Annotated in this window: 24 protein-coding genes and 1 riboswitch; of the genes, 22 read left to right on the forward strand and 2 right to left on the reverse strand. The window is 49.0% G+C overall.

Annotated elements, in window-relative coordinates:
• The first annotated feature begins 6 nt into the window (after positions 1-6).
• From G9F50_RS17750 to purD, 14 genes are all read left to right on the forward strand, one after another.
• On the forward strand, positions 7-561 hold the full coding sequence (locus G9F50_RS17750; RefSeq protein WP_014469850.1) for a DUF2179 domain-containing protein: 555 nt from the start codon (positions 7-9) through the stop codon (positions 559-561).
• Positions 558-755 (forward strand): NETI motif-containing protein, encoded by a 198-nt coding sequence (locus G9F50_RS17755; RefSeq protein ID WP_003155772.1) that lies wholly within the window; start codon positions 558-560, stop codon positions 753-755. The genes G9F50_RS17750 and G9F50_RS17755 overlap by 4 nt, the downstream gene beginning before the upstream one ends.
• Before the next feature lie 78 nt (positions 756-833).
• Positions 834-935, forward strand: a riboswitch (purine riboswitch).
• 132 nt (positions 936-1,067) lie between these two features.
• Complete coding sequence (gene purE / locus G9F50_RS17760) at positions 1,068-1,556, forward strand: 5-(carboxyamino)imidazole ribonucleotide mutase (RefSeq protein ID WP_007609846.1); 489 nt, start codon at positions 1,068-1,070, stop codon at positions 1,554-1,556.
• Positions 1,510-2,691 (forward strand): 5-(carboxyamino)imidazole ribonucleotide synthase, encoded by a 1,182-nt coding sequence (purK, locus tag G9F50_RS17765; RefSeq protein WP_059366750.1) that lies wholly within the window; start codon positions 1,510-1,512, stop codon positions 2,689-2,691. The genes purE and purK overlap by 47 nt, the downstream gene beginning before the upstream one ends.
• Positions 2,691-3,983 (forward strand): adenylosuccinate lyase, encoded by a 1,293-nt coding sequence (purB, locus tag G9F50_RS17770; RefSeq protein ID WP_007408896.1) that lies wholly within the window; start codon positions 2,691-2,693, stop codon positions 3,981-3,983. The genes purK and purB overlap by 1 nt, the downstream gene beginning before the upstream one ends.
• A gap of 75 nt (positions 3,984-4,058) precedes the next feature.
• Complete coding sequence (gene purC / locus G9F50_RS17775; protein ID WP_060562954.1) at positions 4,059-4,778, forward strand: phosphoribosylaminoimidazolesuccinocarboxamide synthase; 720 nt, start codon at positions 4,059-4,061, stop codon at positions 4,776-4,778.
• Positions 4,778-5,032 carry a phosphoribosylformylglycinamidine synthase subunit PurS gene (purS, locus tag G9F50_RS17780; protein WP_003155758.1) on the forward strand — a complete coding sequence of 85 codons (255 nt, stop codon included), beginning with the start codon at positions 4,778-4,780 and terminating at the stop codon, positions 5,030-5,032. The genes purC and purS overlap by 1 nt, the downstream gene beginning before the upstream one ends.
• The gene (gene purQ / locus G9F50_RS17785; protein WP_007408898.1) at positions 5,029-5,712 is read left to right on the forward strand and encodes a phosphoribosylformylglycinamidine synthase subunit PurQ; all 684 of its coding nucleotides are present in this window, start codon (positions 5,029-5,031) and stop codon (positions 5,710-5,712) included. The genes purS and purQ overlap by 4 nt, the downstream gene beginning before the upstream one ends.
• Complete coding sequence (gene purL / locus G9F50_RS17790) at positions 5,696-7,924, forward strand: phosphoribosylformylglycinamidine synthase subunit PurL (RefSeq protein WP_060562955.1); 2,229 nt, start codon at positions 5,696-5,698, stop codon at positions 7,922-7,924. Before purQ ends, purL begins: the two co-directional genes overlap by 17 nt.
• Positions 7,900-9,330: an amidophosphoribosyltransferase gene (purF, locus tag G9F50_RS17795; protein ID WP_007408900.1), complete on the forward strand. Its 1,431-nt coding sequence runs from the start codon at positions 7,900-7,902 to the stop codon at positions 9,328-9,330. The genes purL and purF overlap by 25 nt, the downstream gene beginning before the upstream one ends.
• A 91-nt stretch (positions 9,331-9,421) precedes the next feature.
• A complete protein-coding gene (purM, locus tag G9F50_RS17800) occupies positions 9,422-10,462 on the forward strand; it encodes a phosphoribosylformylglycinamidine cyclo-ligase (RefSeq protein WP_015239317.1) in 1,041 nt (346 codons plus the stop codon).
• A complete protein-coding gene (gene purN, locus G9F50_RS17805; protein WP_007408902.1) occupies positions 10,459-11,046 on the forward strand; it encodes a phosphoribosylglycinamide formyltransferase in 588 nt (195 codons plus the stop codon). Before purM ends, purN begins: the two co-directional genes overlap by 4 nt.
• Entirely contained in the window at positions 11,043-12,581 is a 1,539-nt protein-coding gene (gene purH, locus G9F50_RS17810) for a bifunctional phosphoribosylaminoimidazolecarboxamide formyltransferase/IMP cyclohydrolase (RefSeq protein WP_032871757.1), read from the forward strand. Before purN ends, purH begins: the two co-directional genes overlap by 4 nt.
• Before the next feature lie 15 nt (positions 12,582-12,596).
• A complete protein-coding gene (gene purD / locus G9F50_RS17815) occupies positions 12,597-13,865 on the forward strand; it encodes a phosphoribosylamine--glycine ligase (protein ID WP_060562957.1) in 1,269 nt (422 codons plus the stop codon).
• Positions 13,866-14,034: 169 nt separating this feature from the next.
• On the opposite strand, the gene G9F50_RS17820 is transcribed toward purD, so the two are convergent.
• Positions 14,035-14,265: a YgaP family membrane protein gene (locus tag G9F50_RS17820; RefSeq protein ID WP_003155749.1), complete on the reverse strand. Its 231-nt coding sequence runs from the start codon at positions 14,263-14,265 to the stop codon at positions 14,035-14,037.
• Between the two features lie 120 nt (positions 14,266-14,385).
• Here G9F50_RS17820 and G9F50_RS17825 point away from each other — a divergent pair, with 120 nt between their 5' ends.
• From G9F50_RS17825 to G9F50_RS17835, 3 genes are read left to right on the forward strand one after another with little or no spacing between them, the layout of a single operon-like run.
• Positions 14,386-16,128, forward strand: coding sequence for an adenine deaminase (locus tag G9F50_RS17825; RefSeq protein WP_098081119.1), 1,743 nt, complete (start codon positions 14,386-14,388; stop codon positions 16,126-16,128).
• A gap of 24 nt (positions 16,129-16,152) precedes the next feature.
• Positions 16,153-17,148, forward strand: a complete 996-nt coding sequence (locus G9F50_RS17830) for a DUF3048 domain-containing protein (protein WP_012117003.1) — start codon at positions 16,153-16,155, stop codon at positions 17,146-17,148.
• A gap of 2 nt (positions 17,149-17,150) precedes the next feature.
• Positions 17,151-17,462 (forward strand): YerC/YecD family TrpR-related protein, encoded by a 312-nt coding sequence (locus G9F50_RS17835; protein WP_003155745.1) that lies wholly within the window; start codon positions 17,151-17,153, stop codon positions 17,460-17,462.
• Between the two features lie 36 nt (positions 17,463-17,498).
• Here the strand turns inward: G9F50_RS17835 and G9F50_RS17840 are convergent, their stop codons facing one another.
• Positions 17,499-19,073 carry an FMN-binding glutamate synthase family protein gene (locus tag G9F50_RS17840; protein WP_060562959.1) on the reverse strand — a complete coding sequence of 525 codons (1,575 nt, stop codon included), beginning with the start codon at positions 19,071-19,073 and terminating at the stop codon, positions 17,499-17,501.
• Positions 19,074-19,268: 195 nt separating this feature from the next.
• Between G9F50_RS17840 and pcrB the strand changes: the two genes are divergently transcribed.
• The 5 genes from pcrB to G9F50_RS17865 all read left to right on the forward strand — a co-directional run bounded on the left by pcrB (position 19,269) and on the right by G9F50_RS17865 (position 26,711).
• Positions 19,269-19,958 carry a heptaprenylglyceryl phosphate synthase gene (gene pcrB, locus G9F50_RS17845; RefSeq protein ID WP_003155740.1) on the forward strand — a complete coding sequence of 230 codons (690 nt, stop codon included), beginning with the start codon at positions 19,269-19,271 and terminating at the stop codon, positions 19,956-19,958.
• Positions 19,959-20,015: 57 nt separating this feature from the next.
• Entirely contained in the window at positions 20,016-22,235 is a 2,220-nt protein-coding gene (pcrA, locus tag G9F50_RS17850; RefSeq protein ID WP_007408910.1) for a DNA helicase PcrA, read from the forward strand.
• A gap of 24 nt (positions 22,236-22,259) precedes the next feature.
• Complete coding sequence (gene ligA / locus G9F50_RS17855) at positions 22,260-24,266, forward strand: NAD-dependent DNA ligase LigA (protein ID WP_017419034.1); 2,007 nt, start codon at positions 22,260-22,262, stop codon at positions 24,264-24,266.
• A gap of 15 nt (positions 24,267-24,281) precedes the next feature.
• Positions 24,282-25,478, forward strand: coding sequence for a CamS family sex pheromone protein (locus tag G9F50_RS17860; RefSeq protein ID WP_007408912.1), 1,197 nt, complete (start codon positions 24,282-24,284; stop codon positions 25,476-25,478).
• A 237-nt stretch (positions 25,479-25,715) separates the two neighbouring features.
• Complete coding sequence (locus tag G9F50_RS17865) at positions 25,716-26,711, forward strand: phosphotransferase enzyme family protein (protein ID WP_039062736.1); 996 nt, start codon at positions 25,716-25,718, stop codon at positions 26,709-26,711.
• The last annotated feature ends 108 nt before the right edge of the window (positions 26,712-26,819 follow it).

Below are 26,819 nucleotides of genomic sequence, written 5' to 3' on the forward strand. Positions count from 1 at the left end.
GAATCAGTGATGCAGACGATTTTATCCAACAGTATAGGTATGGTTCTCATTATTCTCATCATTAACATTATATATGTCTCTTTCTTTACGATCAGGATGATTCTGACATTAAAGGGACAGCGCTATTTCGCCGCAGGCATCAGTACGATTGAAATCCTTGTGTATGTGACCGGCCTGAGTCTCGTGCTTGGCAATCTGAATCAAATTCAAAACGTCATTGCCTATGCGCTCGGCTACGGCCTCGGCGTCATAGTGGGAATGAAAATTGAGGAAAAACTGGCGCTCGGCTATATTACAGTCAACGTCATTACGAAGGAGCTCGATCTGGACCTGCCGAAACAGCTCCGGGAAAAAGGATACGGGGTTACAAGCTGGGTTGCGGGCGGACTTGAAGGAGACCGGACCGCCATGCAGATTCTGACGCCGCGCAAATATGAGCTTCAGCTTTATGATACGATTAAAACGCTTGATGAAAAAGCGTTTATCATCGCCTTTGAGCCGAAAACGATCCACGGCGGATTCTGGGTGAAAGCAGTGAAGAAGAGGAGAATTAAGGAATGACAAAGCCAAAAAAGAAACGGTTTGAAGTAACGGAACATGAAACGATTGACACCATTCTCACTTTAATGAAGGAAGAGGGTTATATGCCCGTCCGGCGGATGGAAGAGCCGATCTTTACAGAAAAGAAAGAAAATGGATCAATTCAAGTCGTTCCTTGCGGGAAAAAAATCGTATTTGAAGGGAAATTGATCTAAACACGAACATTAAAAGAAAGAATTTTTATATCGTTCGATAATGTCGTTGACATTATCTAAGTCCGTTGTTAAGATAAACATGAAATCAAAACACGACCTCATATAATCTTGGGAATATGGCCCATAAGTTTCTACCCGGCTGCCGTAAACGGCCGGACTATGCAGGAAAGTGATAAACAGCTGACATGGATATCGCAGAAGCGAACGACTGACGATACGCGCGCCATGCCCGGTTTGTATTGCTTCCTCATAGTTGCAATATAAGCCGGGCTTTTTTTTCTGAAAAACAAAGCATGAGAAGGTGGGAACAGAATGCAGCCGCTAGCAGGAATCATCATGGGAAGCACCTCCGATTGGGAGACAATGAAACATGCATGCGACATACTTGACGAACTTCACATTCCTTATGAAAAACAGGTGGTATCCGCGCACCGGACACCTGATTTGATGTTTGAATATGCAGAAAGCGCCAGAGACAGGGGCTTAAAAGTCATTATTGCCGGAGCCGGAGGAGCGGCGCATCTGCCGGGAATGACGGCGGCCAAAACGACGCTGCCGGTGATCGGCGTACCGGTTCAGACAAAATCGCTTAACGGACTTGATTCTCTTCTGTCTATCGTACAGATGCCCGGCGGCGTGCCGGTCGCGACGACTGCGATCGGGAAAGCGGGCGCAGTGAACGCGGGTCTGTTAGCCGCGCAAATTTTGTCGGCATTTGACGATGACATTGCGGATAAACTAGAGGCGAGAAGAAATGCGACAAAACAAACGGTGCTGGAAAGCAGTGATCAGCTTGTCTGATAAAAAAACGATTTACCCCGGAGCCGTCATCGGCATTATCGGAGGCGGACAGCTCGGAAAAATGATGGCTGTCGCCGCAAAACAGATGGGCTATAAAGTCGCTGTCGTCGATCCCGTGAAAGACTCGCCATGCGGACAGATCGCCGATATTGAGATTACCGCCCAGTACAACGACCGTGAAGCGATTCATAAATTGGCCGGAGTCAGTGACATCATTACCTACGAATTTGAAAATATCGATTACGAGGCGCTTAACTGGCTCAAAGAACATGCATATCTTCCCCAGGGAAGCGAGCTGCTGCTCATCACCCAAAACAGGGAAACGGAAAAAAAGGCGATCCAGTCAGCAGGCTGTCAAGTCGCGCCGTATCGGATCGTAAACAGCGGACGGGAGCTTGAGGAAGCCGTTCAGGCATTGGGGCTCCCGGCGGTGCTGAAAACATGCCGCGGCGGATATGACGGCAAAGGCCAATTTGTCATTAAGGAAGAAGGACAGACAGATGAAGCGGCTGCGCTGTTAGAAAACGGCACGTGCATACTTGAAAGCTGGGTATCGTTCCGGATGGAGCTTTCCGTTATCGTGACGAGATCGGTGCACGGTGAGATTTCAACCTTTCCGGCTGCTGAAAATATCCACAAAAATAATATTCTGTTCCAAAGCATCGTGCCCGCGAGAGCGGAGGAAACGGTTCAGAAGCGGGCAGAGGCGCTTGCCGTTCAGCTCGCGGAGAAATTGGAGCTTGTCGGGCCGCTTGCGGTGGAAATGTTCGTCACGGAAGACGGAGACCTTTTGATTAATGAACTGGCGCCGCGTCCTCACAATTCAGGGCATTATACGCTCGACCTTTGTGAAACGAGCCAATTCGAACAGCACATCAGAGCGGTCTGCGGACTTCCTCTCGGCAGAACCGATCTTCTCAAACCGGGAATGATGGTGAATCTGCTCGGTGATGAAGTGAAGCTTGCGGAGGAGCATACGGAGCTTTTAAAGGAAGCCAAACTGTACCTGTACGGAAAACATGAGATTAAAAAAGGCCGCAAAATGGGGCATATGACATTTTTGCGGAAGCCTGATGAAACATGGATTCAGGACATCACGAACATATGGATGAAAAGAGACGGAGGACGAGCATAATGATCGAACGTTATTCAAGACCTGAAATGTCCGCGATCTGGACGGACGAAAACAGATACCAGGCATGGCTGGAAGTCGAGATTTTAGCCTGTGAAGCCTGGGCTGAGCTTGGCGTCATTCCGAAAGAAGACGTCAAAGTCATGCGCGAAAACGCGTCTTTCGACATCAACCGCATTTTGGAAATCGAGCAGGATACGCGCCATGACGTCGTTGCATTCACCCGCGCGGTTTCAGAATCATTAGGCGAAGAAAGAAAATGGGTTCACTACGGCCTGACGTCAACAGATGTCGTGGATACCGCTCTTTCCTATCTATTAAAACAGGCGAATGAGATCTTGCTCAAGGACATTGAGAGATTTGTTGACATTATAAAAGAAAAAGCGAAAGAACATAAATACACGGTCATGATGGGCCGCACGCACGGAGTACACGCGGAACCGACGACATTCGGCCTGAAACTCGCGCTTTGGCACGAAGAAATGAAACGCAACCTTGAACGTTTCAAGCAGGCAAAAGAAGGGATCGAAGTCGGGAAGCTTTCCGGCGCGGTCGGCACATATGCAAATATTGATCCGTTCGTAGAACAGTATGTCTGTGAAAAACTCGGCCTGAAAGCGGCGCCGATTTCCACTCAGACATTACAGCGCGACCGACATGCGGATTACATGGCGGCACTGGCTTTGATCGCGACGAGCATTGAAAAATTCGCAGTGGAAATCCGCGGTCTGCAAAAGAGTGAAACACGTGAAGTGGAAGAGTTTTTTGCAAAAGGACAAAAAGGTTCATCGGCTATGCCTCATAAACGGAATCCGATCGGGTCGGAAAATATGACGGGCATGGCGCGCGTGATCCGCGGGTACATGCTGACGGCATACGAAAATGTACCGTTATGGCATGAGCGTGATATTTCTCATTCATCAGCTGAGCGCATCATTCTTCCTGACGCGACAATCGCGCTGAATTACATGCTGAACCGATTCAGCAATATTGTCAAAAACTTAACGGTATTCCCGGAAAATATGAAACGCAACATGGACCGCACACTCGGTTTGATCTATTCTCAACGCGTGCTGCTTGCTTTAATCGACACGGGTCTGCCTCGTGAAGAAGCATATGACACGGTTCAGCCGAAAGCGATGGAAGCGTGGGAAAAACAAGTGCCGTTCCGCCAGCTTGTCGAAGCGGAGGAAAAAATCACGTCCCGTCTCACACCGGAACAGATTGCCGATTGCTTTGACTACAATTATCATTTGAAAAACGTCGACTTGATCTTTGAGCGTTTAGGTTTATAGAAGAAGCCAGCCGGAGGCGGCTTCTTCAGCCGCCATAGATTGAATATTCCCAACATTCGGGTTAGGAGGCCTTCCGTGAATATTGTGAACAATAATCTTCTTTATGAAGGAAAAGCGAAACGGATTTATCAAACTGAGGACGAACAGATTCTCCGCGTGGTCTACAAGGATTCCGCAACAGCCTTTAACGGTGAGAAAAAAGCGGAGATCAGCGGAAAGGGCCGTCTGAACAATGAAATTTCAAGCCTGATTTTCAAACATCTGCATGCCGAAGGAATTGACAACCACTTTGTGGAGCGTGTTTCAGAATCAGAGCAGCTTATCAAAAAAGTGAGCATCATTCCCCTTGAAGTCGTGGTCAGAAACGTTGCCGCCGGAAGCATGTCGAAACGTCTCGGCATCCCGGAAGGAACTGAGCTTCCGCAGCCGATTATCGAATTTTACTATAAAGATGACGCACTCGGCGATCCGCTCATCACAGAAGATCATATCTGGCTTTTAAAAGCGGCGGCTCCTGAGCAGGTGGAAACGATCAAATCGATTACAAAACAGGTGAATCAAGAGCTGCAGCTTATTTTTGAAGACTGCGGCGTCAGATTAATAGATTTTAAGCTGGAATTCGGCTTAGACGCAGAGGGACGGGTGCTTTTAGCGGATGAAATTTCTCCTGACACGTGCCGTCTGTGGGACAAAGACACAAACGAAAAGCTCGATAAAGATTTGTTCAGACGGAACCTGGGAAGCTTAACCGACGCATATGAAGAGATTTTCAAAAGACTAGGAGGCATTTCATAATGTATAAAGTGAAAGTTTATGTCAGCTTAAAAGAAAGTGTGCTCGATCCTCAAGGAAGCGCGGTGCAGCATGCATTGCACAGCATGACCTACAATGAAGTGCAGGATGTGCGCATCGGAAAATACATGGAGCTGACGATTGAAAAATCTGACCGCGATCTTGACGCGCTCGTGAAAGAAATGTGTGAAAAGCTCCTTGCCAATACAGTCATTGAAGACTACCGATATGAAGTTGAGGAGGTTGTCGCACAGTGAAATTTGCGGTGATTGTGTTACCCGGCTCCAACTGTGATATTGATATGTTCCACGCCGTAAAGGACGAACTCGGCGAAGAAGTCGAGTATGTCTGGCACGAGGAAACAAGCCTTGACGGATTTGACGGCGTGCTCATCCCCGGCGGGTTTTCATACGGCGACTACTTGAGATGCGGCGCCATCGCCAGATTCGCAAACATCATGCCGGCTGTGAAAAAAGCGGCTGCCGAAGGAAAACCGGTTCTCGGCGTCTGCAACGGATTCCAGATTCTGCAGGAGCTCGGACTTCTGCCCGGCGCGATGAGACGCAACAAAGATTTAAAGTTCATCTGCCGCCCGGTTGAATTAATCGTGCAGAACGGCGGCACGTTATTCACATCTTCCTATGAAAAAGGACAATCGATTACGATTCCGGTTGCCCACGGCGAAGGCAATTTCTACTGTGATGACGAAACGCTTGAAAGATTAAAAGAAAACAATCAAATCGCCTTCACATACGGCGGCGATATTAACGGAAGCGTCAGCGGCATTGCCGGCGTCGTGAATGAGAAAGGCAACGTATTAGGCATGATGCCTCACCCCGAGCGCGCAGTCGATGAACTGCTCGGCAGCGCAGACGGTCTTACATTGTTCCGGTCTATCGTGAAAAATTGGAGGGAAACTCATGTCGCTACTGCTTGAACCAAGTAAAGAACAAATAAAAGAAGAGAAACTCTATCAGCAAATGGGTGTCAGTGATGACGAGTTCGCACTCATTGAATCTATTATCGGAAGATTGCCGAACTACACGGAAATCGGGATTTTTTCCGTCATGTGGTCAGAGCACTGCAGCTATAAAAACTCAAAACCGGTTTTACGCAAATTCCCGACTAGCGGCGAACGCGTGCTGCAGGGTCCCGGTGAAGGCGCGGGAATCGTTGACATCGGTGACAATCAGGCGGTCGTGTTCAAAATTGAATCTCATAACCATCCGTCAGCGATTGAGCCATACCAAGGTGCTGCGACGGGAGTGGGCGGCATCATCCGTGACGTTTTCTCAATGGGCGCCCGTCCGATAGCTGTATTAAACTCTCTTCGATTTGGTGAGCTCACTTCACCTCGTGTGAAGTACTTGTTTGAAGAAGTAGTGGCGGGAATCGCGGGATACGGAAACTGTATCGGAATTCCGACGGTCGGCGGAGAAGTGCAGTTTGACGCAAGCTATGAGGGCAATCCGCTTGTCAATGCAATGTGCGTCGGCTTAATTGATCATAAAGATATTAAAAAAGGCCAGGCGAAAGGTGTCGGCAACACGGTCATGTACGTCGGCGCTAAAACGGGCCGCGACGGCATACACGGCGCTACTTTCGCATCGGAAGAAATGTCAGATTCATCTGAAGAAAAACGTTCCGCGGTGCAGGTCGGCGATCCTTTCATGGAAAAACTTCTCCTGGAAGCATGCCTTGAAGTCATCCAATGCGACGCCTTAGTCGGCATTCAGGATATGGGGGCGGCCGGTCTGACAAGTTCGAGTGCTGAAATGGCAAGCAAAGCCGGCTCAGGCATTGAAATGAACCTTGATCTCATTCCGCAGCGGGAAACAGGTATGACCGCTTACGAAATGATGCTTTCCGAGTCTCAGGAACGCATGCTTCTCGTCATTGAACGCGGACGTGAACAGGAAATTGTCGATATTTTTGATAAATATGATCTTGAAGCGGTTTCCGTAGGTCATGTTACGGATGATAAAATGCTCCGCCTCCGCCATAACGGAGAGGTTGTTTGCGAGCTTCCGGTCGACGCGCTGGCGGAAGAAGCACCTGTATACCACAAGCCGTCAGCAGAACCCGCGTACTACCGCGAGTTTCAGGAAACGGAAGTTCCCGCGCCTGAAGTAAAAGATGCGACAGAGACGCTTTTTGCCCTGCTGCAGCAGCCGACAATCGCCAGCAAAGAGTGGGTGTACGATCAATATGACTACATGGTGCGCACAAATACGGTGGTCGCTCCGGGCTCTGACGCGGGAGTGCTCAGAATCCGCGGCACGAAAAAAGCGCTGGCAATGACGACGGATTGCAACGCCCGTTATTTATATCTTGATCCAGAAAAAGGCGGGAAAATCGCAGTTGCCGAAGCGGCGCGCAACATCGTATGCTCCGGTGCCGAACCGCTTGCGGTCACGGATAATCTGAATTTCGGAAACCCGGAAAAACCTGAAATTTTCTGGCAGATCGAAAAAGCGGCCGACGGCATCAGCGAGGCGTGCAATGTTCTCAGCACACCCGTCATCGGCGGAAACGTATCACTTTATAATGAATCGAACGGAACGGCGATCTACCCGACGCCTGTTATCGGCATGGTCGGCTTAATTGAAGATACCGCTCATATTACGACACAGCATTTCAAACAAGCGGGGGATCTTGTATACGTGATCGGCGAAACAAAACTTGAGTTTGCCGGAAGCGAACTGCAAAAAATGACAGAAGGCCGCATTTACGGCAAAGCGCCGCAAATCGATCTTGATATAGAGCTGTCACGCCAAAAAGCATTGCTTGACGCGATTAAAAAAGGCTTCGTTCAATCAGCGCATGATGTGTCTGAAGGCGGCTTAGGCGTAGCGATTGCAGAAAGCGTCATGACGACGGAAAACCTTGGCGCCAACGTGACTGTAGCAGGAGAAGCGGCATTATTATTCTCTGAATCTCAATCTCGCTTCGTCGTTTCGGTGAAAAAAGAACACCAAGCGGCGTTTGAAGCGGCTGTGGCTGATGCGGTTCATATCGGCGAGGTAACGGCTGACGGACTTCTGGCGATTCAAAACCAGGACGGACAACAATTGGTTCACGCGCAAACGAAAGAACTAGAGCGCGCGTGGAAAGGAGCTATTCCATGCTTGCTGAAATCAAAGGCCTGAATGAAGAATGCGGTGTGTTTGGCATCTGGGGACATGAAGAAGCTCCGCAGATCACGTATTACGGCCTCCACAGCCTCCAGCACAGAGGACAGGAAGGCGCCGGCATCGTGGCGACTGACGGTGAAAAACTGACGGCGCATAAAGGACAGGGGCTTATTACCGAGGTTTTTCAAAACGGCGAACTGAGCAAAGTGAAGGGAAAAGGCGCGATCGGGCACGTCCGTTATGCGACGGCTGGCGGAGGCGGATATGAAAATGTCCAGCCGCTCCTGTTCCGTTCGCAAAACAACGGCAGCCTCGCGCTCGCCCATAACGGCAACTTGGTCAACGCCACACAGTTGAAGCAGCAGCTTGAAAACCAAGGGAGCATCTTTCAGACTTCCTCCGATACGGAAGTGCTGGCTCATCTGATTAAACGCAGCGGCCACTTTTCGCTGAAGGATCAAATCAAAAATTCGCTATCTATGCTGAAAGGCGCTTATGCCTTTTTAATCATGACTGAAACAGAAATGATCGTAGCGCTTGACCCGAATGGACTCAGACCGCTGTCAATCGGCATGATGGGTGATGCTTACGTCGTCGCATCAGAAACATGCGCATTCGATGTCGTCGGTGCGACGTATCTTCGCGAGGTAGAGCCGGGCGAAATGCTGATCATCAATGATGAAGGCATGAAATCAGAGCGTTTCTCCATGAATATCAACCGCTCCATCTGCAGTATGGAGTACATTTATTTCTCAAGGCCTGACAGTAATATCGACGGCATTAACGTGCACAGCGCCCGGAAAAACCTCGGAAAAATGCTTGCCCAGGAGTCCGCGGTTGAAGCGGATGTCGTCACAGGCGTGCCTGATTCCAGTATTTCTGCAGCCATCGGCTATGCCGAGGCAACGGGCATCCCGTACGAACTCGGTCTCATTAAAAACCGTTATGTCGGCAGAACGTTTATCCAGCCGTCACAGGCTCTCCGTGAGCAAGGCGTCAGAATGAAGCTGTCCGCCGTCCGCGGTGTTGTCGAAGGAAAACGGGTCGTCATGGTTGATGATTCCATCGTGCGCGGGACGACAAGCCGCCGGATTGTCACGATGCTCAGAGAAGCGGGTGCGACAGAGGTGCATGTGAAAATTAGTTCACCGCCGATCGCTCATCCGTGCTTCTACGGCATCGACACATCAACCCATGAGGAGCTGATCGCTTCTTCTCATTCCGTGGAAGAAATCCGCCAGATCATCGGTGCTGACACGCTTTCTTTCTTAAGTGTAGACGGATTGTTAAAAGGAGTCGGCCGAACATTTGAAGACACCAATTGCGGACAATGCCTCGCTTGTTTTACGGGCAAATATCCGACGGAAATTTATCAGGATACAGTGCTTCCTCACGTAAAAGAAGCGGTGCTGACAAAATAAAATGTGAAAATGACATAAAGGCAGCGGGAATTCAGGCTGCCTTTCTCTTTCTGCCTTTTAAGGAGAAACGAATTGACAAGGAGTGATAGGGATGTCTGATGCTTATAAAAATGCCGGAGTTGACATCGAAGCCGGATATGAAGCCGTCAAACGAATGAAAAAACACGTGGAGCGCACGAAAAGGCTCGGCGTTATGGGAAGCCTGGGCGGCTTTGGCGGAATGTTTGATCTGTCAGAGCTTCCGTATCAAAAGCCTGTTTTAATTTCCGGAACAGACGGTGTCGGCACTAAGCTGAAACTCGCATTTTCAATGGATAAGCATGACACGATCGGCGTCGATGCGGTCGCGATGTGTGTAAATGATGTGCTTGCCCAAGGAGCGGAGCCGCTGTTTTTCCTTGATTATTTAGCGGTCGGCAAGGCCGATCCGGTAAAAATTGAGCAGATCGTTCAGGGCGTGGCGGACGGATGCGAGCAGTCAGGATCAGCGCTTATCGGCGGTGAGACGGCGGAAATGCCGGGGCTGTATACGGCTGATGAATACGATATTGCGGGCTTTTCAGTCGGCGTCGCGGAAAAAGACGAAATCGTCACCGGTGAACATATTGAAGAGGGGCATCTCTTAATCGGACTTACTTCAAGCGGCCTTCACAGCAACGGATTTTCCCTAGTGAGAAAAGTGCTTCTTGATGACGGCGGACTTGATTTGGATACTGTCTATGAACCGTTTGCGCGTCCTCTCGGAGAAGAATTGCTGGAACCGACGAGAATATATGTGAAGCCGGTGCTCAAGGCGGTGAAAAGCGGTAAGGTAGACGGCATGGCGCATGTGACAGGCGGAGGATTCATCGAGAACATCCCGCGGATGCTGCCGGACGGATTGAGCGCGGAAATTGATCACGGATCATGGCCGATCCCGCCGATTTTTCCGTTTCTGCAGGAGCACGGCAAGCTGAAAGAAGAAGAAATGTTCAATGTCTTTAATATGGGCATCGGTTTTGTCCTTGCCGTTAAAGAAGAGGACTTGACAGACGTTATCGACACGCTTGAAGCTCAGGGCGAGAAGGCTTATCTGATCGGCCGGGTCAAGCGGGGCGAAGGCATTTCTTTCGGCGGTGCGGCTCTTTCATGAAAAAGTTTGCGGTATTTGCTTCAGGAAACGGATCGAACTTCGAGGCCATTGCCAAACGCATGAGAGAAGAGAAGTGGGATGCGGAGCTCTCGCTTCTCGTGACGGATAAGCCTCAGGCAAAGGCGGTGGAAAGGGCGGAGGCTTTACACATTCCGTCATTCGCCTTTGAACCGTCATCTTTTGAAAACAAAGCGGCCTTTGAACGGGCCGTTATTGAACAGCTGCGCCTGCACGGGGCGGAATTAATCGTTCTCGCCGGCTATATGAGACTGATTGGAGATACGCTGCTTGAAGCATACGGGGGCCGCATTATTAATATACATCCCTCGCTTCTTCCGGCATTCCCCGGGATTGACGCTGTCGGACAGGCGTATCGGGCCGGTGTGAAAGTGGCGGGCATTACCGTTCATTACGTCGACGAAGGCATGGACACCGGACCGATTATCGCGCAAAAAGCATTCGAAATACAGGAAAACGATACGCTTGAAGACATAGAGCATACAATACACGAGCTTGAGCACAAATGGTATCCGAGCGTTGTGAAACAGCTGCTGGGACTAAATAACAGAGGTGAAAAGGCATGACAATCAAACGCGCACTAATCAGTGTTTCTGATAAAACAAATCTCGTACCTTTCGTAAAGGAACTGACAGAGCTCGGCGTCGAAGTCATTTCGACCGGAGGAACAAAAAAACTTCTTCAGGAAAACGGTGTGGATGTCATCGGCATTTCAGAAGTGACCGGATTTCCTGAAATTATGGACGGACGGTTAAAAACGCTCCATCCTAATATTCACGGCGGACTGCTTGCCGTAAGAGACAATGAAGAGCATATGGCGCAGATCAATGAGCATGGCATTGCCCCCATTGACCTTGTGGTCGTCAACCTTTACCCGTTTAAAGAAACGATTTCGAAAGAAGACGTAACATACGATGAAGCGATAGAAAACATTGATATCGGCGGTCCCGGCATGCTGCGCGCCGCATCGAAAAACCATCAGGATGTGACGGTCATCACAGATCCGGCCGATTACAGCTCCGTGCTCAATGAGATTAAAGAACACGGCGGCGTTTCGCTTAAAAGAAAACGCGAGCTTGCGGCCAAAGTATTCCGCCATACCGCGGCATACGACGCATTAATCGCTGATTACTTAACACGCGAGGCCGGTGAGAAAGACCCTGAGCAATTCACCGTTACATTTGAGAAAAAACAATCGCTCCGCTATGGTGAAAACCCTCACCAAGAGGCTGTTTTCTATCAAAGCGCACTTCCCGTCTCCGGTTCCATCGCGGCGGCAAAACAGCTTCACGGCAAAGAGCTTTCTTACAACAATATTAAGGACGCAGATGCGGCCGTTCAAATCGTCCGGGAATTTACAGAACCCGCAGCTGTTGCCGTTAAACATATGAACCCGTGCGGAGTCGGTACGGGAGCTTCAATTGAGGAAGCATTCAATAAAGCGTATGAAGCTGATAAAACCTCCATTTTCGGCGGCATCATCGCGCTGAACCGTGAAGTTGATCAGGCAACGGCTGAAGCCCTTCACGGCATCTTTTTAGAAATCATTATCGCCCCTTCTTTCAGTGAAGAAGCGCTGAACGTACTGACGGCGAAGAAAAACCTTCGTCTGCTCACGCTTGACGTGTCCGCATCAGGGAAGAAAGAAAAACAGCTGACATCCGTACAGGGCGGCCTTTTGATTCAAGATTTAGACGTCCATGGATTTGATGACGCCGACATCAGCATCCCGACAAAAAGAGAGCCGAGCGAGCAGGAATGGGAGGATTTGAAGCTGGCCTGGAAAGTCGTCAAACATGTGAAATCCAACGCGATCGTTCTTGCAAAAGACCATATGACGGTCGGTGTGGGAGCGGGGCAGATGAATCGCGTCGGTTCAGCTAAAATCGCCATTGAGCAGGCCGGAGAAAAAGCAAAGGGCAGCGCGCTCGGATCAGACGCGTTTTTCCCGATGCCGGATACAGTCGAAGAAGCCGCAAAAGCCGGTGTCACGGCGATTATCCAGCCAGGCGGATCGGTCCGTGATGAAGATTCGATTAAAAAAGCGGATGAATACGGCATCGCCATGGTATTCACCGGCATCAGACATTTCAAACATTAAGAGGGGGAACGAAGCGTGAATGTATTGATTATCGGAAAAGGCGGCAGAGAGCATACATTGGCTTGGAAAGCGGCGCAAAGCCCGCTTGTTGACACGGTGTACGCCGCGCCCGGAAATGACGGTATGGCAGACTGCGCGACGCTGGTCAACATTGAAGAAAGCGATCATGCTGCACTCATTGCGTTTGCGAAAGAACATCATGTCGGGCTGACGATTATCGGCCCCGAAGTTCCTCTGATTGAAGGGATAGCGGACGAGTTTGAAAAAGCCGGACTGCTTGTTTTCGGACCGTCTGAAAAAGCGGCAATCATTGAAGGGAGCAAACAGTTTGCCAAGGATTTAATGAAAAAATACGGCATTCCGACGGCGGAGTATGAGACGTTTACTTCATTTGAAGAGGCGAAAGCATATGTGCAGCAAAAAGGTGCGCCGATTGTCATTAAAGCGGACGGGCTTGCCGCCGGAAAAGGTGTCACGGTCGCGATGACGGAAGAAGAAGCGATTGAATGCCTGCACGATTTTCTTGAGGATGAGAAATTCGGGGAGGCGAGCGCATCTGTGGTCATTGAAGAGTTCCTCGCCGGCGAAGAATTTTCTTTAATGGCGTTTGTAAAAGGGGAGACCGTCTATCCGATGGTCATCGCTCAAGATCATAAACGCGCCTTCGATGGAGATAAAGGGCCGAATACGGGCGGAATGGGAGCCTACTCACCGGTGCCGCACATTTCCGATGATATCGTCAGAAGCGCAGTCGAAACGATTGTGAAGCCGGCGGCAAAAGCAATGGTCAAAGAGGGGCGCTCCTTCACGGGCGTGCTGTACGCGGGGCTGATTCTGACGGAAAACGGATCAAAAGTCATTGAATTCAACGCGCGCTTCGGAGATCCGGAAACACAGGTCGTCGTGCCGAGAATGGAATCTGACCTCATTCAGGTGCTCTTAGATCTTCTGCATGAGAAGGATGTTGACCTAAGGTGGAAGGATACGGCCGCCGTCAGCGTTGTGCTGGCTTCTGAAGGCTATCCGGAAGGCTATGCGAAAGGCACTCCGATCGGCAGTTTGACGTCCGCTGAAGACGGGATCGCTGTTTTTCATGCCGGAACGAAAAAAGACGGCGGACAATTTGTTACAAACGGCGGCCGGGTCGCCAATGTCACGGCATTTGCGGGGACATTTGAAGCGGCGAGAGATAAAGTGTACAGCACCGTTTCAGGGCTGACAAAACCCGGACTGTTTTACAGAAGCGACATCGGCGCCCGTGCGCTGAAAGCATCGCGGCGATAAAGAGGAAAACCCCGCGTCATATAAGATGCGGGTTTTCTTCTGAAAAGACGACTAAGACTGTCGGCTTGCCGTGTGACACGCAGTCATCGATGAAGTCCTCCGGCGTATAGACGGATTCTTCTCAGACTCGCGGGACAGGAGAAATTAAATAACAAGCCGAAACGGCTTGTTATTTTTCTTGCTGATGGCTGTCATCCTGATTCATTCCAGCTTGGAACATATATGTCACCGGACAGAAGCGGAGGATGCCGGATGCCGCTTTCATCGCGCCCATCATCATACAGAAGAGATGCATCTTGCACCAAGGTTTTCTCGTGTATTTCGCTGACGCAGCAGACAAAATGGTGAGGCCGCAAGTGATGCGCATAACGGCATTTAATAAACTGATATTCGGTTTCATCATTTCAGCTCCCTTAGAAAAATTTTTCATTCATCTTCAATAATTTGTAACGTTTTAGCCGTGCGATAATTGTGCGGATGTGATACGATGGGTCTAATATAAGCGAAGGAGAGTATGTGAATGTCCGAACGTACCTTTAACTGGAAAAATAAAGACATCAGATCACAGGCGGATGTTGTAGACTCAAAGCTGCTTCCAACGCTACTTTTACGGGATGCTCTCGTATTAAATCCTTTTTTAAAACAATGGCTGAAAAAGAATGTCTGGATTTACGGAGACCGAATTGTATATGTTGGTGATGAGCTTCCTGATGCAGCAGAGCACATTCATACCATAAATTGTGAAGGAAAATACATTGTGCCAGGTTACATTGAACCGCATACACATCCTTTTCAAATATATAATCCCCAAACGCTCGCCGAATATGTGTCTCAATTCGGAACAACGACGTTTGTTAATGATAACTTGTTTTTTCTTTTGCATAGCGGTAAAAAGAAAGCGCTTACTATATTGGAAGAACTGAAAAAACAGCCGGTGCAATATTTCTGGTGGTCCAGATATGATCTGCAGACTGAAGTGCTGAATGAGGATCAGCTTCTTTCTTTTGATGTCCGAAAGCAATGGATTGAGCACCCGGATGTCATTCAAGGCGGAGAATTGACCGGATGGCCGCGCCTCATGGACGGCGATGACCTGATGCTTCATTGCATGCAGGCGACAAAAAAACTGCGCAAGCGGATAGAAGGGCATTTTCCCGGAGCCTCTGAAAAAACACTGACGAAGATGAAACTGTTCGGAGCTGATTCCGACCACGAGGCGATGAATGGCGGCGAGGTGATGAGACGGCTTGAATTGGGCTACTATGTTTCGCTCAGACATTCATCCATCCGCCCTGATTTGAGAACGATTTTGCAGGATCTTCATCAAAAAGGCTTCCGGCATTATGATCATTTCTTCTACACGACGGATGGAGCGACGCCGCTTTTTTATAAAGACGGCATGACGAATGAATTAATCAAAATCGCTTTGGAGGAAGGAGTTCCGGCGATCGATGCCTACAATATGGCCTCCTTTAATATCGCGAAGTATTATCAGATGGACGACTTTCTCGGTGTGGTCGGTCCGGGACGGCTTGCTTCATTGAACATTCTCGATGACCCGATGAATCCGGACCCGGTCACGGTGATCTCCAAAGGCATCCTGCTGAGGGAAGACGGCCGAAATATGAATGCGTTTACAGAAACGGATTGGAAAAAGGGCGGTCTTGTCCCTCTTGAGCTTTCATATGATATGACGATGGATGATTTACAGTTTTCAATGCCGATGGGTGTGACCATGCGCAACGCGGTCATTATGGAGCCGTATATGATTGCGATTGATAATTCTGTTGACCAGCTTTCTTTTGATCATGATGAATGCTATCTCACGCTTCTCGATAAGCATGGAAAATGGCGGGTCAATACAATGCTGAAAGGTTTTGCCGATCAGGTGCAGGGCTTTGTCAGTTCCTACACGACAACCGGAGATATTATCGCTGCCGGAAAAAATAAAGAAGATATCCTGCTCGCTTTCTCACGGATGAAAGAAATCGGCGGCGGAATCGTGCTTGCCGAAAACGGGAAGATTCTTCATGAGATTCCCCTCGCCTTAAACGGTTCTGCATCCGCGGAGAAGTATGAAGAAGTGCTTGAGAAAGAGCAAAAACTGAGGATGTTGCTGGAGGAGCGGGGCTACCGATTCTGCGATCCGATCTATACGCTGCTCTTTTTGCAGAGCACACACCTGCCTTATATCCGCATTACGCCGAGAGGAATATTTGACGTGATGAAAAAAACTGTACTCTTTCCATCGATAATGCGTTAAAATATAAAAGCAGGGAGCCGACATATGAAAAGATGGAAAACCGTTTGTATGCTTTGTTTTGCGTTTTTGCTGCTTGCCGCCTGCCGGCAGAATAATGCCGATCAGGTACAGCCGAAAGAAGCGGAAGCTCCTTTAACGGGGCTGAAAACTGAGCAGAAGCTTGCAGAACGCCGTCCGATTGCAGTCGCAGTGAACAATCATCCGAAGGCGAGGCCCCAATCCGGGCTGTCAAAGGCGGATGTTGTCATCGAAGCGCTCGCGGAGGGCCGGATTACGCGGTTTCTCGCGATTTTTCAAAGTGAGATGCCGGAAACGGTCGGGCCTGTGCGGAGCGCGAGGGAATATTTTGTCACGCTCAGCAGCGGGTTTAACAGCATATTTGTCCATCATGGCTGGAGTCCCGGCGCAAAAAAGCAGCTGGAGTCCGGAGCTTACGATTATATAAACGGTTTGGATTTTGACGGAAGCCTGTTTTGGAGAGCCGATTTCAGCAAGCCGCCCCACAATTCCTACACGTCGTATGACAATATCAGGAAGGCGGCGGAACAAAAAGGATACAAGCTGAACGGAAAAACAGAACCGCTCCCATTTCAGACATCAGATGCAAAACCAGGAAATGAAACCTACAATATTCGGATAGATTATGGAACACAAAACATTACAAATCTTGTCGAATACGATTATGATAAAAAAGCTGATGCTTATACAAGAAGCTCTGATGGTGTGAAAGCGACAGACCGGGAGACCGGAAAGCCTTTAGCCATGCACAACATTTTTATTGTTGAAGCCGGCCATCGCATGACAGACAAAGATGGAAGGCGGGCCATCGATATTCAGTCAGGGGGGAAGGGCCTCCTGCTTCAGCACGGCGATGTTATAGAGTCAGACTGGGAATATAAAGACGGCCGTATTCTGCCCGTAAAAGGCGGTGAGATTCTTCCGTTTGTGCCAGGAAAGACATGGATTAATATCGTGCCTGATCTCGATGCAGCTTCCATTAGTAAAGGAGAAGGTGTTTGACGATGCAAATCGATAAATTACGCGGAAAAGAACTGGACCAGTTATTTTTATCTATTTTATCGCTGAAAGATCTGGAGGAATGCTATCGTTTCTTTGACGATCTTTGTACGATTAATGAAATCCAATCGCTGGCGCAGCGTTTGGAAGTGGCAAGAATGCTCCGCGAAGGAAATACGTATCACAAAATAGAAAGCGAAACGGGTGCTTCCACAGCGACGATTTCCCGGGTGAAGCGCTGCTTAAATTATGGTAACGACGCCTATGAAATGGCGCTTGACCGCGTAAACAAAGGAGAATCCTCCTCAGCTACGTAAAAAACCGCTCTGCCGATGACGGCAGGCGGTTTTTTTTTATGCGTGCTGATTCAAAGGGCCGGGAAGTTCCCTCAGGCTTCCGTCTTCCTCCCGGTATACGATGTGTTCAGCTGAGAAATGAATCGGCGAGCTGATGCCCGCCGCAGCGGCAAGGTGAAACAGCCCTTCACGCAACGAGAGCACGTAGTTGCAGACGCGGTCCTGTTTATCCTCGATACTGAGCGCGCGCTGAAGTTTTGGGTCGGTTGTCGCCACTCCGACAGGACAATGATTGGTGTGGCATACTTGAGCGCGGATACAGCCGACTGAAAACATCATTCCCCGGGCAATATTGACAAAATCCGCGCCTAACGCGAGGGCAACGGCAATCTTATCCGGAGTGAGCAGCTTTCCGGATGCGAAAATTTTCAGCTTATCTCTTATCCCGTATGTCTTCAAAAGGCCGTCAACAAGGGGGAGGCCGGTCAGAATCGGCAGGCCGACGGAATCCGCCAGCTCATGGAAAGAAGCTCCCGTTCCCCCTTCACTGCCGTCAATCGTAATAAAGTCGGGAAGTTTGCCTGATGAACTCATACAGGAAATAAGGTCTTCAAGGTCTTTGCGGCTGCCCGGGACAATTTTGATACCGACCGGTTTTTCACCGACAGTCCTTAATTTCTCAATGAAATCAAGCATGTCCGGAACATTTGAGAACTCGTTGAAGCGGTTTGGGCTGTCAATGGATTGTCCGGGCTGCACATTTCTGATGGCGGCAATTTCTTCGGTCACCTTTGAACCGTCAATATGCCCGCCTCTTGCTTTCGCCCCTTGCGCAAGCTTTAATTCAAAGGCTTTAATCTGCTCGAGGCGGCTTTTTTTCTTAAATTCTTCCCACGAAAATTCTCCATCTTCGGTGCGGACGCCGAACAGGCCGGGGCCGATTTGGCAGATAATATCCGCGCCGCCTTTCAGGTGATACTCAGACAGGCCGCCTTCGCCTGTATTCATCCATGTGCCGCCGGCCTGGTGCAGCCCTTTTGACAGGGCGGTGATTGCCCTGTCGCCAAGTGAGCCGTAGCTCATCGCTGATTGTCCGATTAACCCTTTCACATAAAACGGCTTTTTGCATGTGTCGCGGCCGATCACTTGCACATCGTCCGGATGCAGGTAATAAGGGTCCGCTTTTGCTTTTTCGCGGTGTTCGCTGCGTTTCAGCAGGTTGTCTTTGTCAATTTTGTATACCATCGTGTCGATCTTCGGCGTCTGATCTGCGCGCAGCTCCTCCCTTTGTTTCGGGAAGAGGGCGTTACGGATATAATAGCCCGGCTGATTGAAATCCCGTTCTGAGCCGAAGCCCATCATTCTGCTTTTATACTTTCCGGACATGACCGTCTGTTCATATTCTCTCCGGGAAAACGGCTGTTCTTCGTTATCATTGCTGAATAAATACTGCCGCAGCTCAGGTCCGATTTTTTCAAATATATAGCGCAGTTTTCCCGCTACGGGATAATTGCGCAGCACTGAATGTTCTTCCTGCTTTTCGTCTCTTATGTATATCCAGAGAAACAATGCGGCGGGAACTAAAATAATAAAAATCAATATACAAATCAGTACGATAATGGCTTGTTCCATTGAGATCAGACTCCTTGTCTTTTTTCTCTTTGACATTCCACATATTGTCTGTTTTCAAACATAGCCGTTTCCCGTCCGGCGGAGCGCAATCTTTTTTTGTGAATCAGGTGAATGACGTCTTTTTCCGTTTTTCCGGGCCAAACGAATTTGTTATAATGTTTAAATGGCAAGAAACGAATGGAGGAACGAAAACGCATGTACGATGTTAACGAGTGGAAGCATGTTTTTAAACTCGATCCGAATAAAGATTTACCGGATGAACAGCTGGAACGGCTTTGTGAATCAGGGACTGACGCCATTGTGATCGGAGGAAGCGACAATATCACCGAGGACAATGTGCTGAGACTGATGTCAAAGGTGCGGCGGTTTTTAGTGCCGTGCGTACTTGAGGTGTCGACGATTGATTCCATTGTGCCCGGGTTTGATCTTTATTTCATTCCGAGTGTGCTCAACAGCAAAAAGGCGGACTGGATTGTCGGCATGCATCATCAGGCGATGAAAGAATACGGAGAGCTCATGTCAATGGAGGAAATCGTGACGGAGGGCTACTGCATCGTCAACCCTGATTGTAAGGCGGCCGCTTTGACGGAGGCGGATACACATATAGAAACAGAAGATATTCTCGCCTATGCGCGGGTCGCGGAACATTTGCTTCATCTCCCGATTTTTTATCTGGAATACAGCGGGATGCTGGCGGACATAGAAACGGTGGAGAAAACGAAAGCTGTGCTGGACAAGTCCGTCCTGTTTTACGGAGGCGGCATTAAAGACGCGGAAACGGCGGAACGGTTCGGCCGTCATGCCGATGTCATCGTTGTCGGAAATGCCGTATATGAAGATTTTGATCAGGCGCTTAAAACGGTGGCGGCTGTAAAGACAAAGTAGCCAAGCGGCCGAAATTGATTTATGATAGAACATATGTTTGATAGGCGGTGAACGGATATGAATTACATTAGCAATCAATTATTAAGCGGATTAAATCCCGTTCAGCAGGAAGCGGTCAAGACGACGGACGGTCCGCTGCTTCTGATGGCGGGCGCGGGAAGCGGAAAAACACGTGTGCTGACGCACAGAATCGCATACTTAATGGCGGAAAAACACGTGGCGCCATGGAACATTCTGGCGATTACATTTACAAATAAAGCCGCCAGAGAAATGAAGGAGCGGGTAGAGAGCATTCTCGGACCCGGCGCGGATGAAATCTGGATATCCACCTTCCACAGCATGTGCGTGCGGATTCTGCGCAGGGATATTGACAGAATCGGCATCAACCGAAATTTCTCCATTCTTGATACGGCTGATCAGCTTTCCGTTATTAAAGGGATTCTGAAAGAGCGGAATATCGATCCGAAAAAGTTTGATCCGAGAAGTATTTTAGGCTCCATCAGCAGCGCAAAAAACGAGCTGATCGAACCTGAGGAATTCGCAAAAACGGCCGGCGGCTACTACGATCAGGTCACGAGTGACGTGTATACCGATTATCAGAAAAAACTGCTGAAAAACCAATCGCTCGATTTTGATGATTTAATCATGACGACGATTAAGCTTTTCGAGCGTGTGCCGGAAGTGCTTGAGTTTTATCAGCGCAAATTCCAGTACATTCACGTAGACGAGTATCAGGATACGAACAGGGCGCAATACCTGCTTGTGAAGCAGCTTGCGGCCCGTCTTGAAAATATCTGCGTCGTCGGTGACTCCGACCAGTCCATTTACAGATGGCGCGGGGCGGATATCGCGAATATCCTTTCCTTTGAAAAAGATTATCCGAGCGCAAACGTGATTTTGCTCGAGCAAAACTACCGCTCAACAAAGCGGATTCTGCAGGCGGCTAACGAAGTGATCAAAAACAACTCAAACCGCAAGCCGAAAAACCTGTGGACGGAAAATGACGAAGGCATCAAGCTTTCTTATTACAGCGGCGACAATGAATTCGGCGAAGGCCAATTCGTCGCGGGCAAAATTTACGAGCTGCACAGCTCGGGCCGGCGGAAGCTTTCCGATATCGCGATTTTATACCGGACAAACGCCCAGTCGCGCGTCATTGAGGAAACCCTTTTAAAATCCGGACTGAACTACAATATCGTCGGCGGAACCAAGTTCTACGACAGGAAAGAAATTAAAGACATTCTCGCATACCTGCGCCTTGTGTCAAACCCGGACGACGACATCAGTTTTACGCGGATCGTCAATGTGCCGAAGCGGGGCGTCGGCGCCACTTCACTAGAAAAAATCGCTTCATATGCGGCGATGAACGGAATGTCAATGTTCCAGGCGATCAAACAGGTTGATTTCATCGGCGTCAGCGCGAAAGCGGCAAACGCGCTTGACGGCTTTGGCGCGATGATTGAAAATCTGACGAACATGCAGGATTACCTGTCCATTACGGAACTCACGGAAGAAATTCTCGAGAAAACGGAATACAGAGAAATGCTGAAGGCCGAAAAATCCATCGAAGCCCAAAGCCGCCTTGAAAATATCGACGAGTTTCTTTCCGTGACGAAAAACTTCGAACAAAAAAGCGAAGACAAGTCTCTCGTCGCGTTTCTGACTGATTTGGCGCTGATTGCGGATATTGACCAGCTTGACCAGAAGGAAGAGGAATCAGGCGGAAAGGATGCCGTCACTTTAATGACACTGCACGCCGCTAAGGGGCTTGAATTTCCTGTCGTGTTCTTAATGGGCATGGAAGAAGGCGTGTTCCCGCACAGCCGCTCCCTGATGGAAGAAGCCGAGATGGAAGAAGAACGCAGGCTCGCATATGTAGGCATTACGAGGGCTGAAGAAGAACTGTATTTAACGAATGCCAAAATGCGCACCTTATTCGGCCGCACCAATATGAATCCGGAATCCCGCTTTATCAGGGAAATACCTGGCGATTTATTGGAGAACCTAAATGAGAAGAAAACACCTCGCATGCAGCCGGGAAGAAAAGTGCAGCCAAAACGCGGGCCCGTATCCCGTCCCGTTTCCTATGCGAACAAAACAGGCGGCGACTCGCTCAGCTGGGCGGTCGGCGATAAAGCGGGCCATAAAAAATGGGGCACCGGAACGGTTGTCAGCGTAAAAGGAGAAGGAGAAAGCACCGAGCTTGATATCGCATTCCCGAGCCCAGTCGGCGTGAAGCGTCTGCTTGCCGCTTTTGCGCCGATTGAAAAGCAGTAACCTGAAGAGGAAAGGAAGAACATGATGGACAAAGAAACAGCGAAACACCGGGCAGAAGAATTGCGCCGCACCATCGATCAGTACAGTTATGAATATTACACCTTAGATGAACCGAGCGTGCCGGATTCCGAGTACGACAGACTGATGCAGGAGCTGATTGCCATAGAGGAAGAGCACCCGGAACTCAGAACGCCTGATTCGCCCACACAGCGGGTCGGGGGAGCGGTGCTTGAATCGTTTCAAAAGGTGCAGCATGGCACGCCGATGCTCAGTCTCGGCAACGCATTTAACGATGATGATCTCCGCGATTTTGACCGCCGCGTCCGTCAGGCTGTCGGTGACGGCGTCGCTTATAATGTGGAGCTGAAAATAGACGGTCTTGCTGTTTCTCTCCGTTATGAAGACGGCTATTTCGTCAGAGGCGCGACAAGAGGAGACGGAACGACGGGCGAAGATATCACGGAAAACTTAAAAACGATCCGCAACATTCCGCTGAAAATGAAACGGAATCTTTCCATAGAAGTGCGCGGAGAGGCGTACATGCCGAAACAGTCATTTGAAGCGCTCAATGAAGAAAGGCTGAAACATGAAGAGGAGCCGTTCGCCAATCCCCGGAACGCGGCTGCGGGCTCACTCAGACAGCTCGATCCGAAAATTGCAGCGAAACGAAATCTTGACATCTTCGTCTACAGTATAGCGGAGCTTGACGAAATGGGTGTGGAAACACAGAGTCAGGGCCTGGATTTTCTGGATGAGCTCGGTTTTAAAACAAACCAGGAACGGAAAAAATGCGCCACGATAGATGAAGTCATTGAAATGATCGAAGAGCTGCAGGCGAAGCGGGCCGATCTCCCGTATGAAATTGACGGAATCGTCATCAAAGTCGATTCGCTCGACCAGCAGGAAGAGCTCGGGTATACGGCAAAAAGCCCGCGCTGGGCGATTGCTTATAAATTCCCGGCGGAAGAGGTCGTGACAAAACTTCTCGATATCGAACTGAATGTCGGAAGAACGGGCGTCATTACGCCGACCGCCGTTCTGGAACCGGTAAAAGTCGCGGGAACGACGGTCTCAAGAGCATCCCTTCATAACGAAGATTTAATTAAAGAGAAGGATATCCGCATTCTCGATAAAGTGGTCGTCAAAAAAGCGGGCGACATCATCCCTGAGGTCGTCAATGTCTTAATCGAACAGCGGACCGGGGAAGAAAAAGAATTCAATATGCCGACCAGCTGCCCTGAGTGCGAAAGCGAACTTGTCCGCATTGAAGGAGAAGTCGCGCTGCGCTGCATCAATCCGGAATGTCCGGCGCAGATCAGAGAAGGCCTGATTCACTTTGTCTCACGCAACGCGATGAATATTGACGGACTCGGAGAACGTGTCATCACACAGCTTTTCCGTGAACATCTCGTCCGTAATGTCGCTGATTTGTATAAGCTGACGAAAGAGCAGGTCATCCGGCTTGAGCGGATGGGGGAAAAATCAACTGACAATCTGATCAGCTCCATCCAAAAGTCGAAAGAGAATTCGCTGGAACGCCTGCTGTTCGGTCTCGGCATCCGTTTTATCGGCTCAAAAGCGGCCAAAACACTCGCCATGCATTTTGAAAGCCTGGAAAATCTGAAACAAGCCACGGAAGAAGAGCTGCTTGCGGTGGATGAAATCGGCGAAAAGATGGCCGATGCCGTTATCACCTATTTCCGCAAAGAAGAAATGCTTGAGCTATTGAATGAACTTGAGGAACTCGGTGTGAACACACTCTACAAAGGCCCGAAAAAAGTAAAAGCGGAGGACAGCGACTCTTATTTTGCCGGCAAAACCATCGTGTTGACCGGAAAGCTTGAAGAGCTGTCCAGAAATGAAGCCAAGGCGCAGATTGAAGCGCTCGGCGGAAAGCTGACGGGATCTGTCAGCAAAAAAACAGATTTGCTGATTGCCGGAGAAGCGGCCGGAAGCAAGCTGACAAAAGCGCAGGAATTAAACATTGAAGTATGGAATGAAGCACAGCTATTGGGAGAGCTAAAGAAATAAGAGGAGTGTTTTCTATTGAAAAAGATGTTGGCATTGGCGGCGACGGCAACGGCGGCAGTACTCATGCTGTCGGCCTGTTCGCCGAGTTTCGGGGGGAACAAAGAGGAAGAGATCACGCAGAAAACGGCAAAGTCTTCTGAAAAAGCGATCATACCGAAATATAATATCTCTGATTCCTACTATAAAATGGTGCTTCCGTTTAAGGCCGGAAAAGCGCGCGGCCTGACCGCGGACCGGCTGAACACGAGGCTGGACATCGATGAATTCGAGACGGGTCTGATGCGGCTCGCTCAAGACACGTTCCCGACGGATGACTATTTGTATCAGGAAGGCCAGTATTTAGATGAGGACACGGTACTCAGCTGGCTTGACCGCAAAAAAGAAGGCAGTGATCTGAAAAAGGCGAAAAAGGCAGATTCCAATTTTCAGAATCTCGGCTTAAATCCCGTGCTGCCAAGCTCGGGATCGGCAAAAGAGAAAAATGAAAACAGCCCGATTTACTTAGCGTCCATGCTTGAGCAGGATTACTTAGTAAGAAAAGATAAAAATTCCATCCAGCTTGGCGGTATCATGATCGGTCTCGCTCTCAACTCTGTATACTATTACCGTGAAAACACAGGTGATCCGCAGCAGGAAGTGGAGCTAAGTGACAAAACGATCCGCAGCCACGGTGAAGAAATCGCCCAGGAAGTCGTTAACCGCCTTCGGAAAATGGATAACCTGAAAAATGTGCCGATTACCGTCGCCCTTTATAAACAAGCGCCGAAAACATCAATCGTACCGGGGAATTACATTGCAAAAACAGAAGTCAAAGCCGGCTCATCCACCATTTCAAACTGGGATGATGTCAAAGAAAAGTACGTCTTCTATCCGGCGGATACAGACACGGCAAAGAAATACCCTGATGATTCTGAAGTATTTAAACGCTTCAAAAACGCCATCGACAGCTACTTCCCGAATTACACCGGAGTCGTCGGAACGGCAATGTACGAAAACGATGAAATGAGAAAAATGAAGATTGAAATCCCGATGCAATTTTACGGGAAAAGCGAAGTCATCGCCTTCACCCAATACTTAACAGGTGAGCTGATGGATTATTATTCAAAAGGCTCAGTTGATGTCGAAATTAACATTACCTCGTCTGACGGGCAGGAAGCGCTGATCGTCCGCAATGCGGGTGACAAAGAACCGACCGTCCATATTTACGATTAACCAAGATGCCCTTGTTCATTTCTGTATGAGCAAGGGTTTTTTTTATTGTGATATCGTTGGAGCGAGGAAATGAGGTATGTTAAGATATTTGTATAATCAGGAATTAACAGGAAAACACATTTCATTCTAAGCGGATGTTACTAATCTGCTGTGAAAAAAGAAGGGCAGGAATGTTGATGAATGACATTTGCTGAGTACACACACCGCCTACAAACGTTATGAAAAGGGTGAATCAGCATGCATAAAGATATTAAAGCGATTTTTGAGGAAGATAAGGTGCTCGCTGAAGCAGGTGAAATATACGGCTTTACCAAGTTTCAATTTATTGCGGACGCCGAGAACTACGTATATGAAATTGTGAAAGATAACGAACCTTATATTTTAAAAATTACGCATACGATCAGAAGAACACCGGAATATATTCTCGGAGAAATGGAATGGCTTCATCATCTGGCAAAGGGAGGGCTTTCAGCAGCAAAGCCGATTCCTTCATTAAATGGCAAAGATGTCGAAGAAGTGCCGGATGGAAAAGGCGGAGCGTTTTTAGTAAGAGTCTATGAAAAAGCGCCCGGACGCAAAGTGGAGGAATCAGACTGGAACGGAACTCTGTTTTACGAGCTTGGAAAGTACACGGGGAACATGCACCGGCTGACGAAAAGCTACCGTCTGAGCGATCCGACATATAAAAGGCAGGAATGGGATGAAGAGGAGCAGCTTAAGCTGAGAAAATACGTGCCCGCAGATCAGCATCTCGTATTTGAGCGGGCGGATGCTCTAATGGAAAAACTGCGCCGTTTGCCGAAGAACCCTGAAAACTACGGCCTTGTGCACGCCGATCTGCACCACGGCAATTTCAATTGGGACAACGGAAAAATCACTGCATTTGATTTTGATGATATCGGCTACAATTGGTTTGTGAATGATATCAGTATTCTGCTGTACAACATGTTGTGGTATCCGGTCATCCCGTATGAAGACAAGGCCGCGTTTACGGGTGAATTCATGACTCACTTTATGAAAGGCTACAGGGAAGAAAATGACCTTGATCCCGCCTGGCTTGAACACATCCCGGATTTCCTCCGGCTGCGCCATATGCTGATCTACGGATTATTGCATCAGGCGTTTGACCTCAATTCACTCGGGGACGAGGAACTTGAGATGCTGAAAACCTTCAGGCGCGATATCGAAAATGAAACCCCGATTACGGAGTATAACTTTTCTGCATTCGTATAAATAGAAAAACGCCGGCTGAATCCGGGACTGCCCCCCCGTTTTTGAGACAGGGGTCAAAACACCTTTTAAACAGCCAATTGCCGATAGTTTATCGGTGATTGGTTGTTT

The organism is Bacillus sp. EKM206B (genome assembly GCF_011066015.1).
Taxonomy (GTDB): Bacteria; Bacillota; Bacilli; order Bacillales; family Bacillaceae; genus Bacillus; species Bacillus velezensis.

What these genes read in the sequence shown, in the direction of transcription:
- G9F50_RS17755 (WP_003155772.1), top strand. Translation starts at nt 558, where the DNA reads ATGACAAAGCCAAAAAAGAAACGGTTTGAAGTAACGGAACATGAAACG.
- purE (WP_007609846.1), top strand. Translation starts at nt 1,068, where the DNA reads ATGCAGCCGCTAGCAGGAATCATCATGGGAAGCACCTCCGATTGGGAG.
- purK (WP_059366750.1), top strand. Translation starts at nt 1,510, where the DNA reads ATGCGACAAAACAAACGGTGCTGGAAAGCAGTGATCAGCTTGTCTGAT.
- purB (WP_007408896.1), top strand. Translation starts at nt 2,691, where the DNA reads ATGATCGAACGTTATTCAAGACCTGAAATGTCCGCGATCTGGACGGAC.
- purS (WP_003155758.1), top strand. Translation starts at nt 4,778, where the DNA reads ATGTATAAAGTGAAAGTTTATGTCAGCTTAAAAGAAAGTGTGCTCGAT.
- purL (WP_060562955.1), top strand. Translation starts at nt 5,696, where the DNA reads ATGTCGCTACTGCTTGAACCAAGTAAAGAACAAATAAAAGAAGAGAAA.
- purF (WP_007408900.1), top strand. Translation starts at nt 7,900, where the DNA reads ATGCTTGCTGAAATCAAAGGCCTGAATGAAGAATGCGGTGTGTTTGGC.
- purM (WP_015239317.1), top strand. Translation starts at nt 9,422, where the DNA reads ATGTCTGATGCTTATAAAAATGCCGGAGTTGACATCGAAGCCGGATAT.
- purN (WP_007408902.1), top strand. Translation starts at nt 10,459, where the DNA reads ATGAAAAAGTTTGCGGTATTTGCTTCAGGAAACGGATCGAACTTCGAG.
- purH (WP_032871757.1), top strand. Translation starts at nt 11,043, where the DNA reads ATGACAATCAAACGCGCACTAATCAGTGTTTCTGATAAAACAAATCTC.
- G9F50_RS17820 (WP_003155749.1), bottom strand. Translation starts at nt 14,265, where the DNA reads ATGAAACCGAATATCAGTTTATTAAATGCCGTTATGCGCATCACTTGC.
- G9F50_RS17825 (WP_098081119.1), top strand. Translation starts at nt 14,386, where the DNA reads ATGTCCGAACGTACCTTTAACTGGAAAAATAAAGACATCAGATCACAG.
- G9F50_RS17830 (WP_012117003.1), top strand. Translation starts at nt 16,153, where the DNA reads ATGAAAAGATGGAAAACCGTTTGTATGCTTTGTTTTGCGTTTTTGCTG.
- G9F50_RS17835 (WP_003155745.1), top strand. Translation starts at nt 17,151, where the DNA reads ATGCAAATCGATAAATTACGCGGAAAAGAACTGGACCAGTTATTTTTA.
- G9F50_RS17840 (WP_060562959.1), bottom strand. Translation starts at nt 19,073, where the DNA reads ATGGAACAAGCCATTATCGTACTGATTTGTATATTGATTTTTATTATT.
- pcrB (WP_003155740.1), top strand. Translation starts at nt 19,269, where the DNA reads ATGTACGATGTTAACGAGTGGAAGCATGTTTTTAAACTCGATCCGAAT.
- pcrA (WP_007408910.1), top strand. Translation starts at nt 20,016, where the DNA reads ATGAATTACATTAGCAATCAATTATTAAGCGGATTAAATCCCGTTCAG.
- ligA (WP_017419034.1), top strand. Translation starts at nt 22,260, where the DNA reads ATGGACAAAGAAACAGCGAAACACCGGGCAGAAGAATTGCGCCGCACC.
- G9F50_RS17865 (WP_039062736.1), top strand. Translation starts at nt 25,716, where the DNA reads ATGCATAAAGATATTAAAGCGATTTTTGAGGAAGATAAGGTGCTCGCT.